Annotated in this window: 22 protein-coding genes and 5 tRNA genes; 6 read left to right on the top strand and 21 right to left on the bottom strand. The window is 40.6% G+C overall.

Translation table 11 applies throughout. The features are described from left to right. Window positions 1–72: 72 nt before the first annotated feature. From rplL to rpsU, 15 genes are all read right to left on the bottom strand, one after another. A complete protein-coding gene (rplL, locus tag ACDG22_RS01775; protein ID WP_007567329.1) occupies window positions 73–450 on the bottom strand; it encodes a 50S ribosomal protein L7/L12 in 378 nt (125 codons plus the stop codon). Between the two features lie 75 nt (window positions 451–525). Next, window positions 526–1,041, bottom strand: a complete 516-nt coding sequence (gene rplJ / locus ACDG22_RS01780) for a 50S ribosomal protein L10 (RefSeq protein ID WP_007567327.1) — start codon at window positions 1,039–1,041, stop codon at window positions 526–528. Window positions 1,042–1,056: 15 nt separating this feature from the next. Continuing rightward, complete coding sequence (rplA, locus tag ACDG22_RS01785; RefSeq protein WP_007567325.1) at window positions 1,057–1,755, bottom strand: 50S ribosomal protein L1; 699 nt, start codon at window positions 1,753–1,755, stop codon at window positions 1,057–1,059. A 16-nt stretch (window positions 1,756–1,771) separates the two neighbouring features. After that, window positions 1,772–2,215 (bottom strand): 50S ribosomal protein L11, encoded by a 444-nt coding sequence (gene rplK / locus ACDG22_RS01790; protein ID WP_007567323.1) that lies wholly within the window; start codon window positions 2,213–2,215, stop codon window positions 1,772–1,774. Between the two features lie 60 nt (window positions 2,216–2,275). After that, window positions 2,276–2,818 carry a transcription termination/antitermination protein NusG gene (nusG, locus tag ACDG22_RS01795; protein ID WP_007567321.1) on the bottom strand — a complete coding sequence of 181 codons (543 nt, stop codon included), beginning with the start codon at window positions 2,816–2,818 and terminating at the stop codon, window positions 2,276–2,278. Between the two features lie 15 nt (window positions 2,819–2,833). Continuing rightward, window positions 2,834–3,028, bottom strand: coding sequence for a preprotein translocase subunit SecE (gene secE, locus ACDG22_RS01800; protein ID WP_007567319.1), 195 nt, complete (start codon window positions 3,026–3,028; stop codon window positions 2,834–2,836). A gap of 16 nt (window positions 3,029–3,044) precedes the next feature. Continuing rightward, window positions 3,045–3,117 (bottom strand) — tRNA-Trp (locus tag ACDG22_RS01805). Between the two features lie 56 nt (window positions 3,118–3,173). Continuing rightward, window positions 3,174–4,358: an elongation factor Tu gene (gene tuf, locus ACDG22_RS01810; RefSeq protein WP_007564154.1), complete on the bottom strand. Its 1,185-nt coding sequence runs from the start codon at window positions 4,356–4,358 to the stop codon at window positions 3,174–3,176. Between the two features lie 46 nt (window positions 4,359–4,404). Then, window positions 4,405–4,476, bottom strand: a tRNA-Thr gene (locus ACDG22_RS01815). 17 nt (window positions 4,477–4,493) lie between these two features. Next, window positions 4,494–4,566, bottom strand: a tRNA-Gly gene (locus ACDG22_RS01820). 8 nt (window positions 4,567–4,574) lie between these two features. After that, window positions 4,575–4,657 (bottom strand) — tRNA-Tyr (locus tag ACDG22_RS01825). 49 nt (window positions 4,658–4,706) lie between these two features. Further along, window positions 4,707–4,780 (bottom strand) — tRNA-Thr (locus ACDG22_RS01830). A 91-nt stretch (window positions 4,781–4,871) separates the two neighbouring features. Next, window positions 4,872–5,171 carry a ribosome hibernation-promoting factor, HPF/YfiA family gene (gene hpf / locus ACDG22_RS01835; protein ID WP_007567318.1) on the bottom strand — a complete coding sequence of 100 codons (300 nt, stop codon included), beginning with the start codon at window positions 5,169–5,171 and terminating at the stop codon, window positions 4,872–4,874. A gap of 17 nt (window positions 5,172–5,188) precedes the next feature. Further along, the gene (locus ACDG22_RS01840) at window positions 5,189–6,070 is read right to left on the bottom strand and encodes a tyrosine-type recombinase/integrase (protein ID WP_022125193.1); all 882 of its coding nucleotides are present in this window, start codon (window positions 6,068–6,070) and stop codon (window positions 5,189–5,191) included. A gap of 75 nt (window positions 6,071–6,145) precedes the next feature. Further along, window positions 6,146–6,337 (bottom strand): 30S ribosomal protein S21, encoded by a 192-nt coding sequence (rpsU, locus tag ACDG22_RS01845; RefSeq protein WP_007567316.1) that lies wholly within the window; start codon window positions 6,335–6,337, stop codon window positions 6,146–6,148. A gap of 170 nt (window positions 6,338–6,507) precedes the next feature. On the opposite strand from rpsU, the gene ACDG22_RS01850 reads away from it, so the two are divergent. Further along, complete coding sequence (locus tag ACDG22_RS01850; RefSeq protein WP_022125325.1) at window positions 6,508–8,286, top strand: aminopeptidase P family protein; 1,779 nt, start codon at window positions 6,508–6,510, stop codon at window positions 8,284–8,286. A gap of 23 nt (window positions 8,287–8,309) precedes the next feature. After that, window positions 8,310–8,825, top strand: coding sequence for a gamma carbonic anhydrase family protein (locus ACDG22_RS01855; protein ID WP_007567313.1), 516 nt, complete (start codon window positions 8,310–8,312; stop codon window positions 8,823–8,825). 56 nt (window positions 8,826–8,881) lie between these two features. Here the strand turns inward: ACDG22_RS01855 and ACDG22_RS01860 are convergent, their stop codons facing one another. Then, window positions 8,882–10,129 carry a PepSY-like domain-containing protein gene (locus tag ACDG22_RS01860; protein WP_007567312.1) on the bottom strand — a complete coding sequence of 416 codons (1,248 nt, stop codon included), beginning with the start codon at window positions 10,127–10,129 and terminating at the stop codon, window positions 8,882–8,884. 121 nt (window positions 10,130–10,250) lie between these two features. After that, the gene (locus ACDG22_RS01865) at window positions 10,251–11,003 is read right to left on the bottom strand and encodes a response regulator transcription factor (protein ID WP_022125327.1); all 753 of its coding nucleotides are present in this window, start codon (window positions 11,001–11,003) and stop codon (window positions 10,251–10,253) included. 109 nt (window positions 11,004–11,112) lie between these two features. On the opposite strand from ACDG22_RS01865, the gene ACDG22_RS01870 reads away from it, so the two are divergent. Next, window positions 11,113–11,760 (top strand): DUF1349 domain-containing protein, encoded by a 648-nt coding sequence (locus ACDG22_RS01870; protein ID WP_007567310.1) that lies wholly within the window; start codon window positions 11,113–11,115, stop codon window positions 11,758–11,760. Between the two features lie 41 nt (window positions 11,761–11,801). On the opposite strand, the gene ACDG22_RS01875 is transcribed toward ACDG22_RS01870, so the two are convergent. Both ACDG22_RS01875 and ACDG22_RS01880 read right to left on the bottom strand, forming a co-directional pair. Further along, the gene (locus tag ACDG22_RS01875) at window positions 11,802–12,512 is read right to left on the bottom strand and encodes a response regulator transcription factor (RefSeq protein WP_177593922.1); all 711 of its coding nucleotides are present in this window, start codon (window positions 12,510–12,512) and stop codon (window positions 11,802–11,804) included. 14 nt (window positions 12,513–12,526) lie between these two features. Further along, complete coding sequence (locus tag ACDG22_RS01880) at window positions 12,527–13,900, bottom strand: sensor histidine kinase (RefSeq protein ID WP_177593924.1); 1,374 nt, start codon at window positions 13,898–13,900, stop codon at window positions 12,527–12,529. A 106-nt stretch (window positions 13,901–14,006) separates the two neighbouring features. Here ACDG22_RS01880 and ACDG22_RS01885 point away from each other — a divergent pair, with 106 nt between their 5' ends. Then, window positions 14,007–16,292, top strand: coding sequence for an outer membrane beta-barrel family protein (locus tag ACDG22_RS01885; RefSeq protein WP_270212323.1), 2,286 nt, complete (start codon window positions 14,007–14,009; stop codon window positions 16,290–16,292). A gap of 163 nt (window positions 16,293–16,455) precedes the next feature. Here the strand turns inward: ACDG22_RS01885 and ACDG22_RS01890 are convergent, their stop codons facing one another. After that, window positions 16,456–17,679: a 3-deoxy-D-manno-octulosonic acid transferase gene (locus ACDG22_RS01890; protein ID WP_302559638.1), complete on the bottom strand. Its 1,224-nt coding sequence runs from the start codon at window positions 17,677–17,679 to the stop codon at window positions 16,456–16,458. A gap of 8 nt (window positions 17,680–17,687) precedes the next feature. Next, a complete protein-coding gene (gene gltX / locus ACDG22_RS01895) occupies window positions 17,688–19,205 on the bottom strand; it encodes a glutamate--tRNA ligase (protein ID WP_270242862.1) in 1,518 nt (505 codons plus the stop codon). A gap of 84 nt (window positions 19,206–19,289) precedes the next feature. On the opposite strand from gltX, the gene ACDG22_RS01900 reads away from it, so the two are divergent. Then, on the top strand, window positions 19,290–21,347 hold the full coding sequence (locus ACDG22_RS01900) for an HD family phosphohydrolase (RefSeq protein ID WP_370858757.1): 2,058 nt from the start codon (window positions 19,290–19,292) through the stop codon (window positions 21,345–21,347). A gap of 100 nt (window positions 21,348–21,447) precedes the next feature. Next, window positions 21,448–22,569, top strand: a complete 1,122-nt coding sequence (gene pelA, locus ACDG22_RS01905; protein ID WP_370858758.1) for a pectate lyase — start codon at window positions 21,448–21,450, stop codon at window positions 22,567–22,569. Window positions 22,570–22,586: the final 17 nt, after the last annotated feature.

The raw sequence follows: 22,586 nt of genomic DNA on the forward strand, positions 1-22,586 counted from the left end.
ATAGACGCAAAAAGGTTAAGAATCCTCTTGACAGAGGACTCTTAACCGAACTACCTGATTTACAGGATAATCTTATTTAAGTTCAACTTCAGCTCCAGCTTCTTCCAAAACTTTCTTCAAAGATTCAGCTTCGTCTTTAGCCAAACCTTCTTTAACTACGCTAGGAGCACCGTCAACCATGTCTTTTGCTTCTTTCAAGCCAAGACCACAAGCTTCTTTAACTGCCTTAACAACCTGCAATTTAGCAGCACCTGCGCTCTTCAAAACTACATCGAATGAAGTTTTTTCTTCAGCAGCAGCTGCACCAGCAGCAGCAGGACCAGCAGCAACAGCTACAGCTGCAGCAGCAGGTTCAATACCATATTCTTCTTTAAGGATAGTTGCAAGTTCATTAACTTCTTTTACTGTCAAGTTAACTAATTGTTCTGCAAAAGCTTTCAAATCTGCCATTTTTGTATGAATTTAATTGTTTGTTACTAATTGATAATTAAAGTTGTTTAGTTTAGTCTTAAGATCAGCAAACGATTATTCTGCACGTTCACCCAAAGTCTTAAGAACTCCGTGAATGGTGTTACCACCAGACTGAAGAGCAGAAATAACGTTCTTCGCAGGAGATTGCAGCAATGCCACGATATCCGCAATAACTTCGTTCTTGCTCTTGATTGTTGCCAAAGCTTCGAGCTGATCAGCACCTACATAGAATCCTTCTTCTGCATAAGCAGCTTTCAATGCAGGAACACCTTCTTTGTATTCTTTCAACAACTTAGCAGGAGCGTTTGCTGTTTCGCAGAACATTACTGAAGTTGTACCTTTCAAAGAATCAAACAATGGTGAATAATCAACATCCAAGCTCATTAAAGCCTTGTGAAGCAAAGAGTTCTTCACAACTACCAGTTTGATACCAGCCTTGAAACATTTTCTACGCAGTTCGCTAGTAGATGCTGCATCCATAGCAGTTGTATCAACCAAGTAGAAATGTCCATATTGCTTTACGGTATCAGCCAACTGACCGATAATTACGCCTTTATCTTCCTTTCTCATGATTCCTCCTTAATTTTAGATTTCTTCTACAGATTTAGGGTCAATCTTAATACCCTTACTCATAGTACTTGAAAGATAAATACTCTTAATATAAGTACCTTTAGCTGTGGTCGGTTTCAGTTTAATGATAGTAGCGATAAATTCTTTCGCATTTTCACGGATCTGGTCAACAGTGAAAGAAACTTTACCGATTGAAGTGTGAACAATACCACTCTTGTCAACCTTAAAGTCAATCTTACCCTGCTTAACTTCCTTAACAGCTTTAGCTACATCCATAGTTACAGTACCACTCTTAGGGTTAGGCATCAATCCACGAGGACCAAGCACACGACCCAAAGCACCGATCTTACCCATGATGGACGGCATTGTAATGATTACGTCAATATCAGTCCATCCACCTTTGATCTTTTCAATATATTCATCAAGACCAACATAGTCAGCACCTGCTTCTTTTGCAGCAGCTTCAGCATCCGGTGTACACAAAACAAGCACACGAACTTGCTTACCTGTACCATGAGGAAGAGAAACAACGCCTCTTACCATCTGGTTAGCCTTACGAGGGTCTACACCTAAACGTACGTCAATATCTAATGAAGCATCAAACTTAGTAAAAGTAATTTCTTTTACAAGCTGAGCAGCTTCTTTCAGTGAGTATGCTTTCCCTGCTTCAATTTTTTCTGCAGCCAACTTTTGATTTTTTGTCAGTTTACCCATTATCAATTGAAGTTAATTAGTTATTACCCGGGAAGTCACCTTTTACAGCGATACCCATACTTCTAGCTGTTCCTGCTACCATTGTCATAGCAGCTTCGATAGTAAAGCAGTTCAAGTCAACCAATTTGTCTTGAGCGATAGCACGAATCTGATCCCAAGTCAGTTCTGCAACTTTCTTACGGTTAGGTTCAGCTGATCCACTCTTAATCTTAGCAGCCTCGAGCAATTGAATTGCAACAGGAGGAGTCTTGATTACGAAATCGAACGACTTGTCTGTGTAGTAGGTAATGATTACAGGCAATACTTTACCTGCCTTGTCCTGGGTTCTGGCGTTGAATTGCTTGCAAAATTCCATGATATTAATACCCTTAGAACCCAAAGCAGGTCCAACGGGAGGTGATGGATTTGCAGCGCCTCCTTTAATCTGTAATTTGATTAGTCCAGCAACTTCTTTAGCCATTTTTACAAAATTTAATATAAATGATTAACGAATAGAATAAACAACACGTAACAAAATGCGTTATTCCTTTTCCACATCCGTAAAGCCTAATTCGAGCGGAGTTTTGCGCCCAAATATTTTGACCATAACTTTCAGTTTGCGTTTTTCCGCGCTTACTTCCTCAATGATTCCACTGAATCCGCTAAACGGTCCAACACTTACTTTCACTGTTTCTCCTACGGTATAAGGGATATTAGTATCCTCACTTACTTCCTGCAGTTCATCTACCGTACCCAGTATTCGATTCACTTCCGATTGTCTTAAAGGCACAGGATGTTCCTGACCTCCTAAAAAGCCAATTACGTTTGTAATGTTTCTCAAGTGATGAGCAACTTCACCAACCAATGCAGCTTCTACCAAGACATAACCAGGGAGATAACTTCTCTCTTTCACAATTTTCTTTCCATTGCGAACCTGATAAACCTTTTCGGTAGGAATCAATACCTGAGATACATACTCTCCAAGGTCGCTGTTTCTCATTTCAGCTTCAAGATATTCTTTAACCTTAGATTCTTTACCACTCACGGCACGAAGTACGTACCATTTTTTTTCAATCTCAGACATTTCTCTAACTGTTTATTAGTGCGGATAGATAACGTCTTCCATGATAAACTGGAAGGCAGAATCCATAAGAAAAACAACGAGTGCAATGAGTAGGGAAGCATATAAAACAACCACTGCACTACTAGAAAGCTCTGAACGAGTAGGCCATGATACTTTATGGACTAGTTCGTCGTAAGATTCTTTACAATAATTCGTTATCTTTTTAAACATATTCTTATCAATTTAGCACGGGAAGAGAGGCTCGAACTCCCGACACTCGGTTTTGGAGACCGATGCTCTACCAACTGAGCTATTCCCGTAAAAATAGTTCCCGAAACCAAATCCGGGAACTATAATTTATTTCGATGAATCGATATTAGTCAAGAAGTTCTGTAATCTGACCAGCACCTACTGTACGTCCACCTTCACGGATAGCGAAACGCAAACCTACGTTCAATGCAACCGGATAGATCAATTCAACGTTGATAGTAACGTTATCACCCGGCATTACCATATCTGTACCTTCTGGCAAAGTGATTTCACCTGTACAGTCCATAGTACGCAAGTAGAACTGAGGACGATATTTGTTGTGGAATGGAGTGTGACGACCACCTTCTTCTTTCTTCAGGATATAAACCTCAGCTTTGAACTTAGAGTGAGCTTTAACCTGACCCGGGTGACACAAAATCATACCACGTTTGATTTCGTTCTTGTCGATACCACGAAGCAACAAACCAACGTTATCACCAGCTTCACCCTGATCCAACAATTTACGGAACATTTCAACACCAGTAACAACTGATTTCTTGTCTTCACCAAGACCCAAGATTTCAACTTCATCACCTACCTTGATAACACCAGCTTCGATACGACCAGTAGCAACAGTACCACGACCAGTGATTGAGAATACGTCTTCAACCGGCATCAAGAATGGTTTATCTACATCACGCGGAGGCAGAGGAATCCAGTTATCAACTGCATCCATCAATTCCATAACTTTTTCTTCCCACTGAGGAACACCGTTCAATGCACCCAAAGCAGAACCACGGATGATAGGAGTATTATCGCCATCGAAGTCATAGAATGACAACAATTCACGCATTTCCATTTCAACCAATTCCAACATTTCTTCGTCATCAACCATGTCGCATTTGTTCAAGAATACAACCAGACGAGGAACGTTTACCTGACGAGCCAACAAGATGTGTTCGCGAGTCTGAGGCATAGGACCATCAGTTGCAGCAACTACGATGATAGCACCATCCATCTGAGCAGCACCAGTAACCATGTTCTTTACGTAGTCGGCGTGTCCCGGACAGTCTACGTGAGCATAGTGACGGTTAGCAGTCTGATACTCTACGTGAGAAGTGTTGATAGTGATACCTCTTTCCTTTTCTTCAGGAGCGTTATCGATAGAATCGAAAGAACGCAATTCTGACAGACCTTTCTTTGCCAATACTGTTGTAATAGCAGCAGTCAAAGTGGTTTTACCGTGGTCAACGTGACCGATAGTACCAATGTTAACGTGCGGTTTCGAACGTTCAAATTTCTCTTTAGCCATAGCTTTACTATTTATTTTGATTAATAATCAGCTTTACAAATTCACGAGCTGTTACCGGGACTTGAACCCGGGACCTCTTCCTTACCAAGGAAGTGCTCTACCGCTGAGCTATAACAGCAAAGAAGAAAAAAGAAGAGCGGAAGACGGGACTCAAACCCGCGACCCTCAGCTTGGAAGGCTAATGCTCTATCGACTGAGCTACTTCCGCAATTTTAGTGGGCAAAGATGGATTCGAACCACCGAAGGCGTAAGCCAGCAGATTTACAGTCTGCCCCATTTGGCCACTCTGGTATTTGCCCAACTTCTTTCAAAGAACACCAGTTATAATCCTGTGTTTTTCTTCTTTCGAGCCTCTTGTCGGATTCGAACCAACGACCCCGAGATTACAAATCACGTGCTCTGGCCAACTGAGCTAAAGAGGCAAATTAACTTTGCAGCCACACAATCTCCGCGACTTAGCGGCTGCAAAGTTAGATATTATTTTCTAATCACAAAATATTTCCCGTGATTTTTTTACTTACCCTGCTGTTTTTCTTTCGCTTTCAGCAGTTGTTTAGAGAGTGCATCCATGCACACATCTATAGATTCTTCAAATGTATCACTTACCTTCTCAGCGTAAAACTCTGTATTCAGTGCCAAGACACGTACGCCAGCTTCTTTATTCATAGCTGTTTCAGGTTTTACTACTTTTAAAGACACCTCTACTTTCTTTATATTATCGCAAAACTTCTCGAGCTTCTCTGCTTTTTTCTGAATAAAAGCTTCAAGTTTTTCAGATGCATCGAAATGAATTGATTGAATTCTTACTTCCATAAAAACCTCCTTTTTCTTTACGCTCTAGGGTGAGCTTGTTCATAAACTTTTTTCAGTTCTTCGAAAGTTGTATGAGTATAAACTTCCGTCGTAGTCAAGCTTTCATGCCCAAGCAATTCTTTTACCGCACCCAATTCTGCATGATTATTCAGCATCGAGGTTGCAAAAGAGTGGCGCAACACATGAGGGCTTTTCTTTTTCAACGAAACAACCTTCGAAAGATTACGCTTCACTAAAAGATAAACCAGGCCAGGATATATCGGCTTCCCATTTCCACGAAGAAAAAAAGCTTCTCCACCACCTGGAAAGCGTTCTTCTCTTACTGAAAGATAAGCGTTTAAGTCACTTTTCAATTTATCACCAAAAGGAATAAAACGCTGTTTATTTCTTTTCCCCGTTACTTTTATTTGCTTTAGAGATAAATCCACATCAGCATCCGTCAAACCAACGAGTTCAGAAAGTCGAACTCCTGTTTCATAAAAAACCTCTAAAATAACTTTATCCCGAACACCCTCAAAACTTGTTCCAAAATCAGTTTCATCAAGCAAACGAGACATATCAGCCTCTTTCACAAAAACAGGCAAAGGTTTTTTCTTTTTAGGCCCCACCACTTTTTGAAGCGGATCCACAGAAACAACACCTTGACGCAATAAGTAGCGATAAAAAGAACGAAGTGAACTTAACTTTCGATTTACCGAAGTAGCCGTATACCCTTCTTCCATCAATGAGAGAACCCATCCACGAATCAGATCAGCATCTACAACAGTAAAATCCAAGCATTCATCCACCGTTTTAAAATACTCTTCAAACTTTTCAAGATCTATACCATAACTAACAATCGTTTTATCGGAATAGTTCTTCTCAAATTGAAGATATTTCAAAAAAGAATCTTTCAGCATAAAAAGCATCGCCTTTATTATTCAGCAACGAATTTATGAAAAAGAATTCAATAATTCAAAGTTTTTACGGAATTATTATTCTTCTACTTGGTGCATTTTCTGAACGTAAACAGCACGTTCCATTTTCAGTCTTTTCAAAACAGACGGTTTGTCATACTGCTGTCTGCTTCTCAATTCTTTTACAACACCTGTTTTTTCAAATTTTCTTTTGAACTTCTTCAGCGCTTTTTCAATGTTTTCGCCTTCTTTTACTGGTACTACAATCATGTTTTTAAAATTAAAGTATGTTGTTATTAAATTATTCGATAGTCGAATTGCGGCGCAAAATTACACATACTTTCTTTATTTACAAAACTTTCCAGTATATTTTATCGAAAATAGCACAGAAATCGTACCTTTGCTTTTAATAGAAAGACTTTGATAAATATATTTTTACTATGAAGGAAGAAATAAAAAAAAGAATAATCTCTTTACGCACTTTCATGAAACGACAAGGAATTGCTGCTTTCATTATACCAAGCACAGATCCTCATTCAGGTGAATATGTACCAGAGCATTGGGAATCACGCAAATGGATTTCCGGATTTACCGGTTCTGCAGGAACTGTTGTCATTACTAAAGACAAAGGAGGATTATGGACTGACTCAAGATATTTTTTACAAGCATCAGAACAATTACAAGATACAGGTATCACCCTGTTCAAAGACCGGCTTCCAGACACCCCCACCATTGCTGAATGGTTGGGAGAAGTCCTGCACTCAGGTGATAAAGTTGGTATAGACGGCTGGGTTAATACCGTAGCAGAAGTAGAAAGTCTCCGTATTTCACTTGCCTCTAAAGAGCTTCAATTGGTATCTGTTGACGATCCTTTCAATCTTTTATGGGAAGATCGTCCCCCTTTACCTCAAAGCTCACCGTTTATTTTACCTCTGGAATACAGTGGCATGTCTTGTTCCGATAAGTTGACTCTAGTAAGAGAAAGTCTCTGTCGTAATCAAGCGGATGGCATTTTAATTTCCGCCCTCGATGAAATAGCGTGGACATTAAATTTGAGAGGAAGTGATGTACACTGCAACCCTGTTTTTATCAGCTATCTATTTATTACTCAAACAGATGCAACCTTATACATTTTACCAGAAAAGCTTACAGCAGAAGTCAAGGCATATCTCACACAGAATCAAATTCAGACAAAAGACTATACAGAGATAGAAAATAACCTGCTTCAATACAAGGGAAATAGTATTCAGCTTTCTCCAGAAACCAACTACACTCTCTATCAAGCTGCATCAACATCAGCCAGTATCATTAAACAGCCCTCACCAATACGTTTACTGAAAGCCGTAAAAAATGAAACCGAAATCAAAGGGTTCCATCAGGCAATGGTGCGCGACGGAGTAGCAATGGTACGCTTCCTGATATGGTTGAAGGAGAACGTGCAAAGTGGTATGGAAACAGAACTTTCAGTTGACCGCAAGCTGTACGAACTACGATCAGAACAATGCCTCTTTCAGGGCATCAGCTTCGACACCATTGCCGGCTATCAGGAACATGGAGCCATTGTCCATTATGAAGCAACGCCTGAAACATCTTCCACCTTGCAAGCAAAAGGACTGCTATTACTCGACAGCGGAGCACAATACCTGGATGGAACAACAGATATAACCCGAACAATTGTACTAGGAGAAGTTTCTGATGAACAAAAAACGGATTACACACTCGTTTTAAAAGGATTCATCGCTTTATCGCAAGCAGAGTTTCCACAAGGAACATGTGGTACACAGTTAGATGTACTTGCACGCCAGTTTATGTGGAAAGCAGGCATCAACTACGGACATGGCACAGGACATGGCGTAGGGCATTTCCTAAATGTACACGAAGGGCCTCATCAAATACGTATGAACCATATCCCCACTCCTTTACAACCAGGCATGACAATAACGAACGAGCCAGGCATCTACAAATCCGGACGGTATGGCATCCGTACAGAAAATACAATGCTTGTAGTACCCGCACGTGAAACCGAATTTGGAGTTTTCTATAAATTCGAACCACTTACATTATGTCCGATCGACAAAGAAGCTATTCGCATAGATTTATTGACTGACGAAGAGATTGAGTGGTTGAACAGCTATCACCAGAGAGTATACGATATGCTTTCTCCAATGCTTACATCCGACGAACAAAACTGGTTGAAAGAAGCTACCGCACGCTTATAAATTCAAACGAAATAAAGATAATAATGGCACTAATAAAATCAGTCAGAGGATTCACTCCTCAAATAGGTGAAAACTGCTACCTTGCCGACAATGCTACCATCATAGGTGACGTCGTTATGGGACGAGATTGCAGTATATGGTTTAATGCAGTCTTACGAGGTGATGTCAACTCTATCCGTATCGGTGACAGAGTAAATATTCAGGACGGTACCGTATTACATACTCTTTATGAAAAATCTACTGTCGAAATAGGAAATGATGTTTCTATCGGACACAATGTCACCCTCCATGGAGCCTGCGTACACGATAATGCCCTCATCGGCATGGGTTCCACTCTCCTCGACCATGCTGTAGTAGGAGAAGGAGCTATAGTAGCTGCAGGTGCACTGGTTTTAGCAAATACTGTTATAGAGCCTCATACCCTTTGGGGTGGAGTTCCTGCTAAGTTTATAAAGAAAGTAGACCCTGAACAAAGTAAAGAGCTGAACCAAAAGATAGCAAACGGATATTTGATGTATGCTTCCTGGTTTAAGGAATAATACAAAAAGCGGAGAACAGACCAATTTGTACACAGTTGCTGTTCTCCGCTTTTTACTTAACCAGCATTTTCGTCTTTTATAAATGCCCCATATGAATTAAACAACCAGCGGGTTCCATCTATCAACAAAACATGATAATTTCCTTCCTTTCTGTCTACATCTGTAATTCCGACATCTGCTGCTGTATTTTTCCAATACGAAATAATACCTGAAGGCAACAATGGTAACATCGAATCCGGCCATATCTGCCCTCCCCCATTTATGCGTAACCATTCATAATCACCATCAAACAAGAAACTGAATCCATTTGGTAAAGCAACAGATACAAGTGGATTATTACAATCATAATTCCATGAAATTTTCATCTGATAAACTTCTGTAAAATAGTTTTTCAGAAATTCCTGAATCTGGCTGATTTGAATCACAAAAGTTTTTTCACCTCCATAGGTAGAAATCGCCTTAGCAGGATGCACCTGTAAGGTATAATAATCTTTCTGGTCACGGGAAACAGAGGTAATACGTGCATTGGGTTCAGAATCCCAAATCTGTTCCATCACCTTCTGAGGCAGTAAATCAATCACAGTTTGCGGTAACTCCGGAAACAACAATTCTCCGTTTTCTTCTACAACTGTCCGATCGAATTCCCCACTAACCAAAGTCCATTCTCCTTCTTTATCAAAAAGAAGCAGATAAGTATCATCTATCCATACCCGATAAGCAGGCATAGAAGGATTCAACTGCTCCGAACCAATAATAATTCGTGTAATCTCTCTACCCGGAAATGCTTGTAAAATATAATTCTTTATCTTCTCAGACAAATATTCTTCGCCAACTTCAACAGGATATTCATATCCCAGACAACGATTCTCATAATGCTGGAAAGCCAGTTTTCTTCCGTCACTCAACTCTGCTGTCAATCCCTCCTTGATTGCATAAATGGCGGAAACTGATATCTCACCAAATTTGGCTTCCATAAAGTCGTACATCTCTCCCAGAAACTTACGCGCGAAAATCTGCATTCCTGCATTAGGGAAACAAACCTTTGTCCAACTTCCTTCGTTAGTAAAATCTACTTCTACATTATTCGACAAGAGAGCATGATACCCTCTCTCTTCCTCATTAATCCGTGAAATCTGTTCAATCATTGCTCCAGGAAACCAAGCAGACACAAACAACGAGATATCGGAAGGAACATCTTGCACAGATACAACTTCTTCAACATCGTCTCCCGAACAGGAAGTTATCCACGGAAACGTTCCACACAAAACAAGGAACAAATAACATATACAGAACAACTTCTTCATAAGCCCCTACAATTAAGTTGTTAAAGTTAAGCATTTTAGCTGACAGCAACGAATATTCCTTGTTAAAAAAGCAACAAAGTACCAAAAGGCTTTTACAATCTATGATGCAAAATAAAAACAACTATAGCAAATGTAATTCACGTGCGATGCCAAAAGCCTGAGCAGAGTTGCTTACTTGTAGTTTTTGCAGGATATTTTGCCTATGACGGCTAACGGTATGTATGCTGAGAGAAAGCTCTTCAGCTATTTCTTTACTCGACTTTCCCCTTCCTATTAATATCAGAATTTCTTTTTCACGTCTTGAAAGCAAGTCGGAACAGTCGTACGTATCAATATCTATACGACTTCCATCAGCTGAATTTACAATCATGCTTCCTATGGAAGAAACTTCAGTCAGATTATATAAACACAAGGCCAGACAAATATTCCCTGTATCCTGTGCTATGACATAAAACATACGGTGTAAAACCTGATGGTATTTTCCCACACTGTCACACATCCGAAGATACTCTTCCAGATAATAATCACTGCGCTGCTTCTCTAAAGCATTTTTAAGGAAATGCAAAAAGCGTAATTCACGAGTATGTTTCTTCACCAAATCATCGGGATGAATCCGACTGAATATTTCTTCTTCCCAGATAGATTCAATAAGATGACATTCCCCATGCAAAGCTATGCCTAAAAACTCTCCTACCTTACCATAATAAATATAACTTCGGTTAGAACCCATATCACTCAGAACTGCTATCGAATTTTCTACCTCAGCATACATCGAAGCAACCTGTTTATAATGTGTAAGATACCGGTTCAGGTTTACTTCCCCTGCAAAATCTTGTGCAAGCAGTTCGTTGTTCAATGCAGTCTTTACATTCATAACGGGAGAGAGAATAAAAATGGTTATTTATCAGTATTGGTGCTCTCAGTACAGGCAACTACCTTTGCAAAATAAAAGAAAATATTCCACATTCTAACTTTACACATTTATGAAAAAGCTCTTTTTGGCAATGCTAACCTTTATAAGTACGCAGGCTATGGCACAGACTCTGGAAAAAATGCAATGGTTCAATGAACCAGAGCAGTGGGAAATAGCAGATAATGCATTAAGTATGTATGTCACTCCACATAGTGACTATTGGCGCATTTCACATTACGGATTTACTGTCGATGACGCTCCTTTTTATTACAATACGTATGGCGGCGAGTTTGAAGTAAAAGTAAAAATCACAGGCGACTACAAAGTCCGCTTCGACCAAGCAGGTCTGATGCTGCGTATCGACAAGGAAAACTATATCAAGACCGGTATTGAGTTTGTTGACGGAAAATTCAACCTAAGTACAGTTGTTACCCACCATACAAGCGACTGGAGTGTTATTACGCTCGATAAGCCTGTACCCTATATTTGGATAAAGGCAGTCAGACGACTAGATGCCGTAGAAGTGTTCTACTCATTCGATGACAAAACTTATGTTATGATGCGGAATGCCTGGCTGCAAGACAATACACCTGTCAAAGTTGGTCTGATGGGAGCTTGTCCTGACGGTGAAGGATTTAACGTAAAATTCGAACACTTCAAAGTAACCCATCTTCCTGACCAGCGAAGAATGGAATGGCTTAAGAAAAATGCTGAATAAAAAGAATCCTACTTTGTAAAACACAAAGCAGGAGTTTCATATTATCCTCCAGGCGCAGGGCTTTCCAACATAAGTCCTACGCCTTTTATCGTTTTCAATTGCACAGTATTATCGGATGCAAGCAACTTTCGCAAACGTGAAACGAATACATCCAGACTGCGTGATGCAAAATAGTCGTCATCTGTATTCCATAAACGTTCCAAGATAGCTTCACGCTTGACAACCTTATTTTTATTCTCGCATAAAATACACAACAAAGCAGCTTCTCGTTCGGTAAGTGTCTGCTCCTTTCCCTCTGTCTGTTTCAACAAGGCATGGCCGGCTTCAAATATAAAAGAAGTTCCGAGATGGAATATTTCTTCTTCATTTACTGATCTTATTCCTTTTGTCAGCTTCAACAAAGCAAGGATATGTGCATTCAACTCCTCAGCAAGAAAGGGTTTCTTAATATAATTATTTACACCTAGCTCATAACCTTTCACTACATCCTTTGGAGAAACACGCCCGGAAGTAAACAGAATAGGTGTTACATCATCCGTTTCACGAATTCGTCTCACCATTTCATATCCATCCATTACCGGCATCTCAATATCGGCAACAATTACATCGGGATGTGTTTCCTTCCATATTCTCAAACCAGCTTCACCGTTATCGGCTGTCATTATCTCGTAACCGCCTATCATATCCTCTAGTCCACCACGTATGATGTAGCACAGATTGGCATCATCTTCTACCAGCAATAGTCGTATCATTGTTCAATTATAATTCATTTATTTGTATTCAAACAAGTTTTATCAATAGCATCTTCTCTATTCGGAAGATATATCGTAAACTCGCTGTACTCTCCTTCAATGCTTTCCAACGTTACTCTGCCGCCATGAACTTCAGCTACACGTAAAACATAATTTAATCCTAAACCGAAACCGGCAGAACCTCCATATCGACTTCTATCCGCAGCCGAAGCACGTTCGTATTTTTCGAATATCTTACTCTGGTCTTTCAGCGGAATACCGAAACCCGTATCGTGTACCTTTATATAATATTCGTTCGAAAGCTTTCCCGACGAAAATGTAATTTCAACCTCATCACCCGAATATTTCACGGCATTGTCAATCAGATTGCTGAGTGCTTCTTTCAAAAACTCCTCATCCGCATAAACAGTATCTGCCTGCAAATTCCATTTATAGACAATATGCTTCACTGCTTTTGCCTTATACTTCTCGGCAAGGTCTTCCAGCATCGAACGAACACAGCACGTATCTTTTTCCAACTTCAACTGATGATTTTCCAGTTTAGAAAGTGTCAATACCTTGTTTGTCAGCGAAAGCAGGTGTTCTCCCTCTTCTTTCAAAATGCGGAAATAACGTGCCTTTTTCTCCGGTTGGGTATCCAGTTTTCCAGTTTCCAGTATCTGAGTACCCATCAATATAGAACTCAAAGGCGTCTTCATATCATGAATCATAGCATAAGAAAAATCCTCACGTAACTTGGCAATCTTATCTTGACGAACGATAATGCGTATCTGATAAATGATACAAACTATAACCAAGACCATAATCAGCACAGTAGCAAGCAAAAGTAATGTCATCCGCTGGAAAATCACCCGATACGGATTGGTAATAACTCCTTGCAAAAAGCGAGTTCCGTCATGACTAATCGGCAAAGGAGAAGTTCGTAATACACCTTTGCCATGTATATCCAGTTGACTGGAAGACCTCATTACACGACCGGTTGAATCGACAATACACGACGCAACAACAGCAGGGAAGCCAATCGAATCGAGCATGTGCGCATAAATCGAATCCAAATCCACAAACGAAACATCACGATTAAAATCTTTCAGAGCAATTTCCTGAAACGAAACATGCATATAACTCATCAGCCATTGACCAGGGTTAGACATGGTTTCCATATCCTTCTCAGCATCAAAATTAACGTTCATTGTAACCGTGGAGTCTTTCTTTGTCTTAGACACGCGCAGGAAAACCTCCTGTAAAGCTGCTTCGGGAAACAGTTCCTCCCCTTTCATCCGAATACTTTCCTTGGTCAGCTTATATGTGTTGACAAGCCATACGTATTGCAGCTCAACAATAGCAATAAGTCCCACCACAGCAATCCAACGGATATGTTTTATCTCCATAAGTCGTGTATTAACGTAACATTAACCTGCCCTTAACCCAGAAAATCGGTCGGACCCTTTACTTTCGCACTGTCAAAGATATAAAAAAAACCCAATGCAATTTGATATGAAAATCTATTTTTTAATGAGTATCTTCTTGCTGGCAGGAGGCTCAGGCAGCCTGACAGCACAAACCGTTTCGGGTAAGGTTGTCAATACAGAACAGCAACCGATAGACGGTGCAACTATCATTCTCCAGACTTCGGACTCAACTTTCGTGGATGCAACAATCTCGAATGCCGACGGAAACTTTGTATTCAATCATCAGCCGGAAGCTTATCGACTCATCTTTCAGCATCTATTATATCATACAATAGAGAAAAAAGGCAAAGAAAAAGATGCAGGTATCACGGTACTACAGGCTAAAGACTATGCGCTGGATGAGGTTATTGTACGAGGGGAACGACCGCTGGTCAAAGTAGAAGGCAGCCGTTTGACCTACGATATGCCTCAACTCACTGCCAATAAGCTGGTGACGCATGTGTATGATGCATTAAAACAACTACCGGGCGTAATGGAACAAAATGGAGTGTTGACGCTAGCCGGAGCTGGAAGTATCAATATTATTTTGAACGGAAAGCCTACATCTATGAACTACGAACAGCTTGTTACATTATTAAAGGGTATGCCAGCATCACGTGTAGAACGGGCGGAAGTGATGTATAATACTCCCCCGCAATATCATGTGCGCGGTGCAGCAATCAATGTAATACTAAAAGGTTATAAACCGGGAGAAGGAGGATTACAGGGAGAGATAAACGGCAATTATGTACAGGCAAATAAAGCAGGAGAAGAAGGCGGCGTGACATTTGCCTATTTATCTCCCAAACTGGATATAGACTTTATGTACAATCTCAACAATCACTACAATCGTCAAGGTTATAAACTGATTACCCGTCACACGTTGAATGACGAAATACATAACATCAGCCAGTCTACTAACGGAGAAAATCGGCAACTGGTACATACATTCCGGTTTGGAGGAAACTATAAGTTTAATGAACAGAGCCAATTGGGGCTGAGTTATACTTCCAGTCTTAATCCCGATAAACAACAATCGGTTACCTCTTCGGATAATCATTCGACTACCTTCAACCATGCCCCTGCCGAAGAACAGATGCATAACGTGGCTTTAAACTATACTTCCGGCTTCGGTCTGACAGGGGGTATCGACTATACGTATTTCAGGAATAAAGAGGAACAATCTTTCCGCAGCATAGAAAACAACGGACAGGAAACGACTTTTCTTAGCAACACGACTCAATATATAAACCGATGGAAAGTATATGTCGACCAAAACCATACACTTTCCAATGCGTGGGTATTGAATTACGGAACATCCTTTGCATATGTAAACAACCATAATTCGCAAAGATATAATCTTGCAGCGATGAGTGGAATGAACAAAGAAAGCCGAGTTGATGAATATACTTATAATCTTTATACCGGTTTCGAAAAGAACTTTGGTAGCCAATGGAGTCTGAATGCATCTGCTTCCATTGAATATTATCAAATGATGAGCTATAAAAAATGGGCAATCTACCCTACTTTGAACTTAAGTTATGTTCTTTCCCCTTCACACATCCTTCAATTTGAACTCAGTTCGAACAAGACTTATCCCGATTATTGGACGTTAAGCGGATCGACCAGTTACCTTAACAATTATCAGGAATCGGCAGGAAATTCATCACTCAAACCTTATACTGACTACTCCGCAGCTTTGACATACATTCTGAAAAGCAAATATATTTTCCAGTTCAGCTATGATTATATCAAAGATTACTTCATGCAAATGATATACCTAGACTCCAGCCGTCTGAAAGCTGTATACAATTATCAGAACTGGGACTATTCAAAAGAGTTTGCCTTTACTTCTGTTATCCCGTTCAAGACAGGAGAATGGTGGGACAGTCAGCTGATGATATGTTTGTCTTCACTTCATCAACAGGCAAGCAACTATTATGATGCTCCTTTCGACCGTAGAATATGGAATATAGCAGGAAACTGGACCAATACGTTTACACTCAGTAAGCGCCCCAACATCAAAATGGAAATTAGTGCGACCGGTACATCCAAATCCATACAAGGAAGTTATACCATAGCGCCTGCCGCATTCATCCATACAGCCATTCGCTATACCTTTGCAGGAGATAAAGCTATGATCCAGATCAAAGGGAATGATTTATTCAATGGAAGCAACCACCTGACAACGAAAGTCCGCAATGGAAATCAGTATCTAGATATGTATCTGAACAATTATATGCGTAACGTCACCGTATCTTTCAGCTACAAATTTGGAGGATTCAAGAAAAAGGAAGTAAAGGACGTAGATCTTTCTCGTTTCAAACACTAAAAAAATCTATCTGACGAACAGAGAAAGTCCCCTTAATCTTTCCAAGTTACAGGCAAACACTGCAATAACAATTAAGAAAAAAATTATCTAAAAGGATAAAAGAAAAACAGGCATACTCGTGAGAACTTCACTTGTATGCCTGTTTTTCTTTTATTTACTATTACTATAAAGAAACTGTATTCATTATCTTTTCCAATGCACCGGCATTATTACGTACATAATCACCGGCATTCTTTCCTGCTTCATGCAGACAGGCCTCATCCGAAAGGAACTTGTTCATCAAACGGTCGAAGTCTTCTTTACCCTGAATTTCGAAACCTCCCTGACAAGCTTTCAGCCCTTGCGCCTCGAGGAACTTATAATTATTCGGGCCGAAAATGACAGGAATACCATATACAGCTGCCTCAAGTGTATTATGAATGCTGACTCCAAAGCCGCCTCCTACATACGAAATTTCTCCATAGCGGTATATTGACGACAACAGCCCGAAACAATCTATAATCAGACAGTCAGCCTGTTTGACATTTTCTTCCGTAGCTTGTGTATAGCGTACTACCGGACGTTTCAACTTTCCGATAATTTCCTGCAAATGACTCTCGTCTATTACGTGAGGAGCAATAATCAGTTTCATTTCCGGATGCTCATTAAAATAAGGGATAAAGATATCTTCATCCGGAGCCCATGAACTTCCTGCAACAAAAGTCTTGCGATTATTTCCCTTGAAGCTTTCTACCAACGGTAATTCTTTCGCCTGACTGCAAATTTCCAGTACCCGGTCGAAACGAGTATCTCCTACTACTGTCGTACGAGTCACCCCAATACTTTCCAACAAGCGGACAGATTCTTCATTCTGTACAAAAAGATGGTCGAAACATTTCAAGACATTCTTATAACTTCCTCCATACCAGCGGAAGAAAATCTGCTGAGGACGAAAGATAGAAGAAACACTATATACCGGAATATTACGACGCTTCAGTTCACTCAGATAATTGCACCAGAACTCATACTTGATGAAAAAAGCCATATAAGGATGAGCCAGATTTATAAATTTCTTCACATTACGTGGAGAATCAAGAGGCAGATAACATACTACATCCGCCCCCTTATAATCTTTACGTACCTCATATCCCGAAGGCGAGAAAAACGTTTGCAAAATCTTATATTGCGGATATTGCTTACGAATCTGTTCTATCAGAGGACGTCCTTGCTCAAATTCACCCAGTGAAGCTGCATGAAACCACAAATATTTGGCTTGTGGATCAATCTGTTTCTTCAAGACAGCGAAAGCTTCCTTCTCGCCTTTCACCATCTTGGATACTTTCTTATTAAAAAGTGCAGCCAGATGGACTGCACTTATATATAAAGCTATAACAAAATTATAAATCATGCCGGTTCTTATTTGAGTACCTCTACTGCACGACGCATACGTCTGACAGTTTCTTCTTTACCTAATACAGCCGAGATATCAAACATGTGAGGACCTTTTCCTTCGCCCACAAGCGTAAGGCGGAAAGCATTCATGATATTTCCCATATGGTAGCCGTGGTCTTCTATCCATTTCATAACCACTTCTTCCTGATGAGCCAGTGAAAAATCGTCGAGTGATTCAAGCAAGTCTGCAAGTTCTGTCATACGAACAGCAGAGTCTTCTTTCCAGCGTTTCTTTACAGTCTTTTCATCATATTCTGTAGGAGCTACGAAGAAGAACTTGCAAGTATCCCACAATTCCTTGATAAAGCTGACACGACCTTTCATCAGACCTACTACGGTTACAACTGTTTCCATAGGAGCTTCGATGCCATGTTCTTTCAAGATAGGCATAAACAAGCCTGCAATTTCCTCATCACTCTTCATCAGGATATATTCATGATTGAACCATTTACCCTTTTCATAATCGAACTTAGCTCCTGCTTTGCTACAACGATGCAAATCGAACAACTTAACCAGTTCGTCCAGTGACATGATTTCCTGATCATTTCCCGGATTCCATCCCAGCAAAGCCAGGAAGTTAATCACAGCTTCAGGCAAATATCCAGACTCACGGTATCCAGAAGAAACCTCACCAGTCTTCGGATCATGCCATTCCAACGGGAATACAGGGAATCCCAGACGGTCACCGTCACGCTTACTCAATTTTCCGTTTCCATCCGGTTTCAACAACAATGGCAAGTGAGCAAATTCAGGCATTGTATCTTCCCAACCGAATGCACGATACAACAAGACATGCAACGGAGCAGAAGGCAACCATTCTTCACCACGAATTACATGAGATACTTCCATCAAATGGTCATCAACAATGTTTGCCAAATGGTAAGTAGGCAATTCGTCGGCTGACTTATACAGTACTTTATCATCCAATATAGAAGAGTTGATTACAACTTCTCCACGAATGATATCGTGTACATGCACATCTTCATTCGGTTCTATTTTGAAACGTACTACATACTGTGTTCCTTCAGCAATCAGCTTATCAACTTCTTCCTTCGGCATCGTAAGCGAGTTACGCATAGAATTACGTGTAGAAGCATCGTACTGGAAATTCGGAACTTCCTTACGCTTGGTCTCCAGTTCTTCCGGTGTATCGAAAGCAATATAAGCTTTACCATTATCAAGCAATACGTTTACATATTTCTTATAAATATCACGACGTTCAGACTGACGGTACGGACCGTAATTTCCGCCAAAGCTTACACCCTCATCGAACTTAATGCCTAACCATTTAAAAGATTCGATAATATATTCTTCTGCCCCCGGAACAAAACGGTTTGAGTCTGTATCCTCAATACGGAAAATCAAATCTCCGCCGTGCTGGCGTGCAAAGAGATAATTATACAAGGCAGTGCGCACACCACCGATATGCAATGCACCAGTCGGACTCGGTGCAAAACGAACTCTAACTTTTCTTTCTGCCATAGTGGTCTTTATCTAAAAATACGCTGCAAAATTAAGCTAAATTTCCCGTTTTTTTCTTATTTTGCACGCAAAATATCCTAACACATGAAAAGTTTCCAAGCAGAAAGACAGTTTTCATACAAGAAATTACTGTATCAATGCGCCATTTTCCTGGCAGCAGTTGCCGTCATTGTCTATTTCTTACCAAAGGAAGGTACATTCAACTATCAATTTGATATTAACAAGCCATGGAAATACGGTTTGTTACAGGCATCATTCGATTTTCCTATATACAAGGGAGATGAAGAGGTCCGCCGGGAACAAGACAGCATCATGACCAATTATCACCCCTACTTCCTTCTGTCGGAAAATACAGGTGAAAAAGCAATCAGCCAGTTTAAAAGTGATTACAACCGGAGCTTACGCAAGATAATTCCTGACCCTACATATTCGCATCATATCGAACGAATACTGAAAAACGTATACGAGAAAGGAATTATTCCAGTAGAACAGCTGGGGAACTTGCACAAAGACAGCATGCGCAGTATTCATATCATCAATAAAAACACTTCTATCCTACAAAGTGTAAGCGAACTGTATACCACTAAGAGGGCCTACGAGGAACTGATTTATTCTGATACGTTACATTACAACAAGGCACTATTGCAACGCTGTAATCTGAATAATTACCTAACTCCTAATCTCATGTATGATTCGGAAAAATCGGAAGCTGCAAAAAAAGATATCCTCTCCGGAGTATCCTGGGCCAAAGGATTTGTTATGAACGGACAGAAAATAATCGACCGCGGCGAGATCATCGACCAACGTACATTCGATATCTTGAGATCACTCCAAAAAGAATGGGACAAACGAGGCGAAACTATTACAGAAAAACGTCTGACTTTATTCGGACAGATTCTGTTTGTATCTATTCTTATAGGATGCTTCATGACCTATCTGGCACTGTTCCGCCGAGATTATTACCAAAAGAAAGGTAGTCTGGGGTTATTGTTCTTTCTTATTATATTCTTCCCTGTCATATCAGCTATCATGGTAGCTCATGCTTTCATGAGTGTATATATAGTGCCATTCACCATGCTTCCCATGATCATACGGATCTTCCTTGATTCACGTACGGCTTTCATGGCACATATTGTATCAATCCTGCTTTGCTCCATCTGCCTGCGAACCCCACATGAGTTTATCTTATTGCAGACAATAACCGGTATGGCCAGCATCTACAGCCTTCGCGAACTGTCTCAACGCTCACAATTATTACGCAGCGCCCTGATTGTCGTAATAACATATACCATACTCTATTTTGCACTCGACCTGATACACGTGAACGATATTGCGCAGCTTAACACATATATGTATGTCAACTTTATCATAAACGGTATTTTGCTGCTATTTACTTATCCGTTATTGTTTATTTTGGAAAAGACTTTCGGATTTACTTCAAATGTAACCCTGGTGGAACTTTCCAACATCAACAACAAGCTGATGCGTGAGATGTCGGAAGTTGCTCCCGGAACATTCCAGCATTCTCTGCAACTTGCCAACCTGACTGCCGCCGCAGCCAACCGCATTGGCGCCAACAGCCAGCTGGTGCGTACCGGTGCCATGTATCATGACATCGGAAAGATGCTGAACCCCGCTTTCTTTACCGAGAACCAGACTGGAGTAAATCCACATGACCAGTTAAACTATAAACAAAGCGCACAAATCGTCATAAACCATGTAACAGACGGTATGAAGCTGGCTGAAAAAAATGACCTGCCTCAAGTAATCAAAGACTTTATCCGCACCCATCATGGTCAAGGACTTACAAAGTATTTCTATATATCCTATCAGAATGAGCATCCCGATGAAGAAGTGGATAAAGAAGCATTCAGATATCCGGGGCCCAATCCGTTTACCAAAGAACAGGCTATCCTGATGATGGCCGACTCGGTAGAAGCAGCTTCAAGAAGCTTGAAGGAATATACTGAAGAAAGTATTTCCGGACTTGTCGACAAGATCATAGACAGCCAGGTACAAGAAGGATACTTCAAGGAATGTCCGATAACATTTAAAGATATTGCTACAGTAAAAAGTGTCTTTAAAGAAAAGCTGAAAACCATGTACCATACCCGTATCAGCTATCCGGAACTGAAGAAATAAAAGGCATTGCACAAAAAAGACCAAGGAAAGAACAATTTTTATTATCTGTATAGGCACTTCTTTGATAATTTTGAGATGTAAAACCTAAACACATACAGATATGAAAAATACTTTCTTCAAAGCAAGCGGCAGAAATCTTCTGACGTGTGCTATTTGTGCACTAATGGCAATGCCGGCATCTTCCCAACAAGCACTTTCCCTCAAGGATTATGAATATACAACCAGAGAATGGAAACGAATTGTAAGAAACAGTCCGGACAGTTTTTTCACAACCGATGAAGCAAAGCGGATTGCCGATAATGTGCTGGCTTTTCAACGTACAACAGGAGGATGGCCTAAGAATATTCCTATTCACCGCCCGCTGGGTGGAGAACTTCCTATCGTATTAGGAGATAAAGACAGGCGCAATGACTCCACAACCGACAATGACGCCACCATTCTGGAATTGACTTATCTGGCAAGACTTTATCAACAATCTCCCGAAGAACGTTATAAGGAAGCCTTTCTTAAAGGAGTGGAGTTTATCCTAAGCGGACAGTATGACAACGGAGGATGGCCACAGTTCTGGCCTGAACATAGGGGATATCAAGTATATATTACATACAACGATGATGCCATGGTACAAACAATGGAAATCATCCGAAACCTTCGTGACGGAAAAGCTCCCTTCGATATACTGGTAAACGATGAAATGAAAGCACGTCTGTCCGCCGCTTTCGATAAAGGGATAGAATGTATTCTGAATACTCAAATCAGAGTAAATGGTAAACCGACCATATGGTGTCAGCAACACGACAACATAACCTTAAAACCAGCTCCGGCCCGAACATTCGAATTGCCTTCCTTCTGCACAGCAGAAAGCTGCTCACTGGTTCACCTGCTAATGGAACTCCCCGATCCGGACGAACGGGTAAAGGCAGCAGTCAATGGCGCAATGGAGTGGCTTGATTTACATAAATTATATGGCATACGTGTTGAGCGGTTCATGACCCCTGAAGGCAAGCGTGACACACACGTAGTGAAAGACGAAAAGGGCGGACCTGTATGGGCACGTTTTTACGACCTGGAAAACGAAGAACCGCTATTCTGCGACCGTGATGGAGTTCCCCGTAAATCATTTTCCGAACTTGGATATGAGCGTCGAAATGGTTACAGCTGGTACAACCAGGCTCCCGAATCACTCAATGAAGAATATCAGCACTGGAAAGAAAAATATATGTAATTTACACATACAACCAG

It is taken from the genome of Phocaeicola coprocola (genome assembly GCF_041333015.1).
Lineage (GTDB): Bacteria > Bacteroidota > Bacteroidia > Bacteroidales > Bacteroidaceae > Phocaeicola > Phocaeicola coprocola.

Coding starts and splice junctions, on each gene's coding strand:
- rplL (WP_007567329.1), bottom strand. CDS start 450: ATGGCAGATTTGAAAGCTTTTGCAGAACAATTAGTTAACTTGACAGTA.
- rplJ (WP_007567327.1), bottom strand. CDS start 1,041: ATGAGAAAGGAAGATAAAGGCGTAATTATCGGTCAGTTGGCTGATACC.
- rplA (WP_007567325.1), bottom strand. CDS start 1,755: ATGGGTAAACTGACAAAAAATCAAAAGTTGGCTGCAGAAAAAATTGAA.
- rplK (WP_007567323.1), bottom strand. CDS start 2,215: ATGGCTAAAGAAGTTGCTGGACTAATCAAATTACAGATTAAAGGAGGC.
- nusG (WP_007567321.1), bottom strand. CDS start 2,818: ATGTCTGAGATTGAAAAAAAATGGTACGTACTTCGTGCCGTGAGTGGT.
- secE (WP_007567319.1), bottom strand. CDS start 3,028: ATGTTTAAAAAGATAACGAATTATTGTAAAGAATCTTACGACGAACTA.
- tuf (WP_007564154.1), bottom strand. CDS start 4,358: ATGGCTAAAGAGAAATTTGAACGTTCGAAACCGCACGTTAACATTGGT.
- hpf (WP_007567318.1), bottom strand. CDS start 5,171: ATGGAAGTAAGAATTCAATCAATTCATTTCGATGCATCTGAAAAACTT.
- ACDG22_RS01840 (WP_022125193.1), bottom strand. CDS start 6,070: ATGCTGAAAGATTCTTTTTTGAAATATCTTCAATTTGAGAAGAACTAT.
- rpsU (WP_007567316.1), bottom strand. CDS start 6,337: ATGATTGTAGTACCAGTAAAAGAAGGCGAAAACATTGAAAAAGCGCTG.
- ACDG22_RS01850 (WP_022125325.1), top strand. CDS start 6,508: ATGAAGGAAGAAATAAAAAAAAGAATAATCTCTTTACGCACTTTCATG.
- ACDG22_RS01855 (WP_007567313.1), top strand. CDS start 8,310: ATGGCACTAATAAAATCAGTCAGAGGATTCACTCCTCAAATAGGTGAA.
- ACDG22_RS01860 (WP_007567312.1), bottom strand. CDS start 10,129: ATGAAGAAGTTGTTCTGTATATGTTATTTGTTCCTTGTTTTGTGTGGA.
- ACDG22_RS01865 (WP_022125327.1), bottom strand. CDS start 11,003: ATGAATGTAAAGACTGCATTGAACAACGAACTGCTTGCACAAGATTTT.
- ACDG22_RS01870 (WP_007567310.1), top strand. CDS start 11,113: ATGAAAAAGCTCTTTTTGGCAATGCTAACCTTTATAAGTACGCAGGCT.
- ACDG22_RS01875 (WP_177593922.1), bottom strand. CDS start 12,512: ATGATACGACTATTGCTGGTAGAAGATGATGCCAATCTGTGCTACATC.
- ACDG22_RS01880 (WP_177593924.1), bottom strand. CDS start 13,900: ATGGAGATAAAACATATCCGTTGGATTGCTGTGGTGGGACTTATTGCT.
- ACDG22_RS01885 (WP_270212323.1), top strand. CDS start 14,007: ATGAAAATCTATTTTTTAATGAGTATCTTCTTGCTGGCAGGAGGCTCA.
- ACDG22_RS01890 (WP_302559638.1), bottom strand. CDS start 17,679: ATGATTTATAATTTTGTTATAGCTTTATATATAAGTGCAGTCCATCTG.
- gltX (WP_270242862.1), bottom strand. CDS start 19,205: ATGGCAGAAAGAAAAGTTAGAGTTCGTTTTGCACCGAGTCCGACTGGT.
- ACDG22_RS01900 (WP_370858757.1), top strand. CDS start 19,290: ATGAAAAGTTTCCAAGCAGAAAGACAGTTTTCATACAAGAAATTACTG.
- pelA (WP_370858758.1), top strand. CDS start 21,448: ATGAAAAATACTTTCTTCAAAGCAAGCGGCAGAAATCTTCTGACGTGT.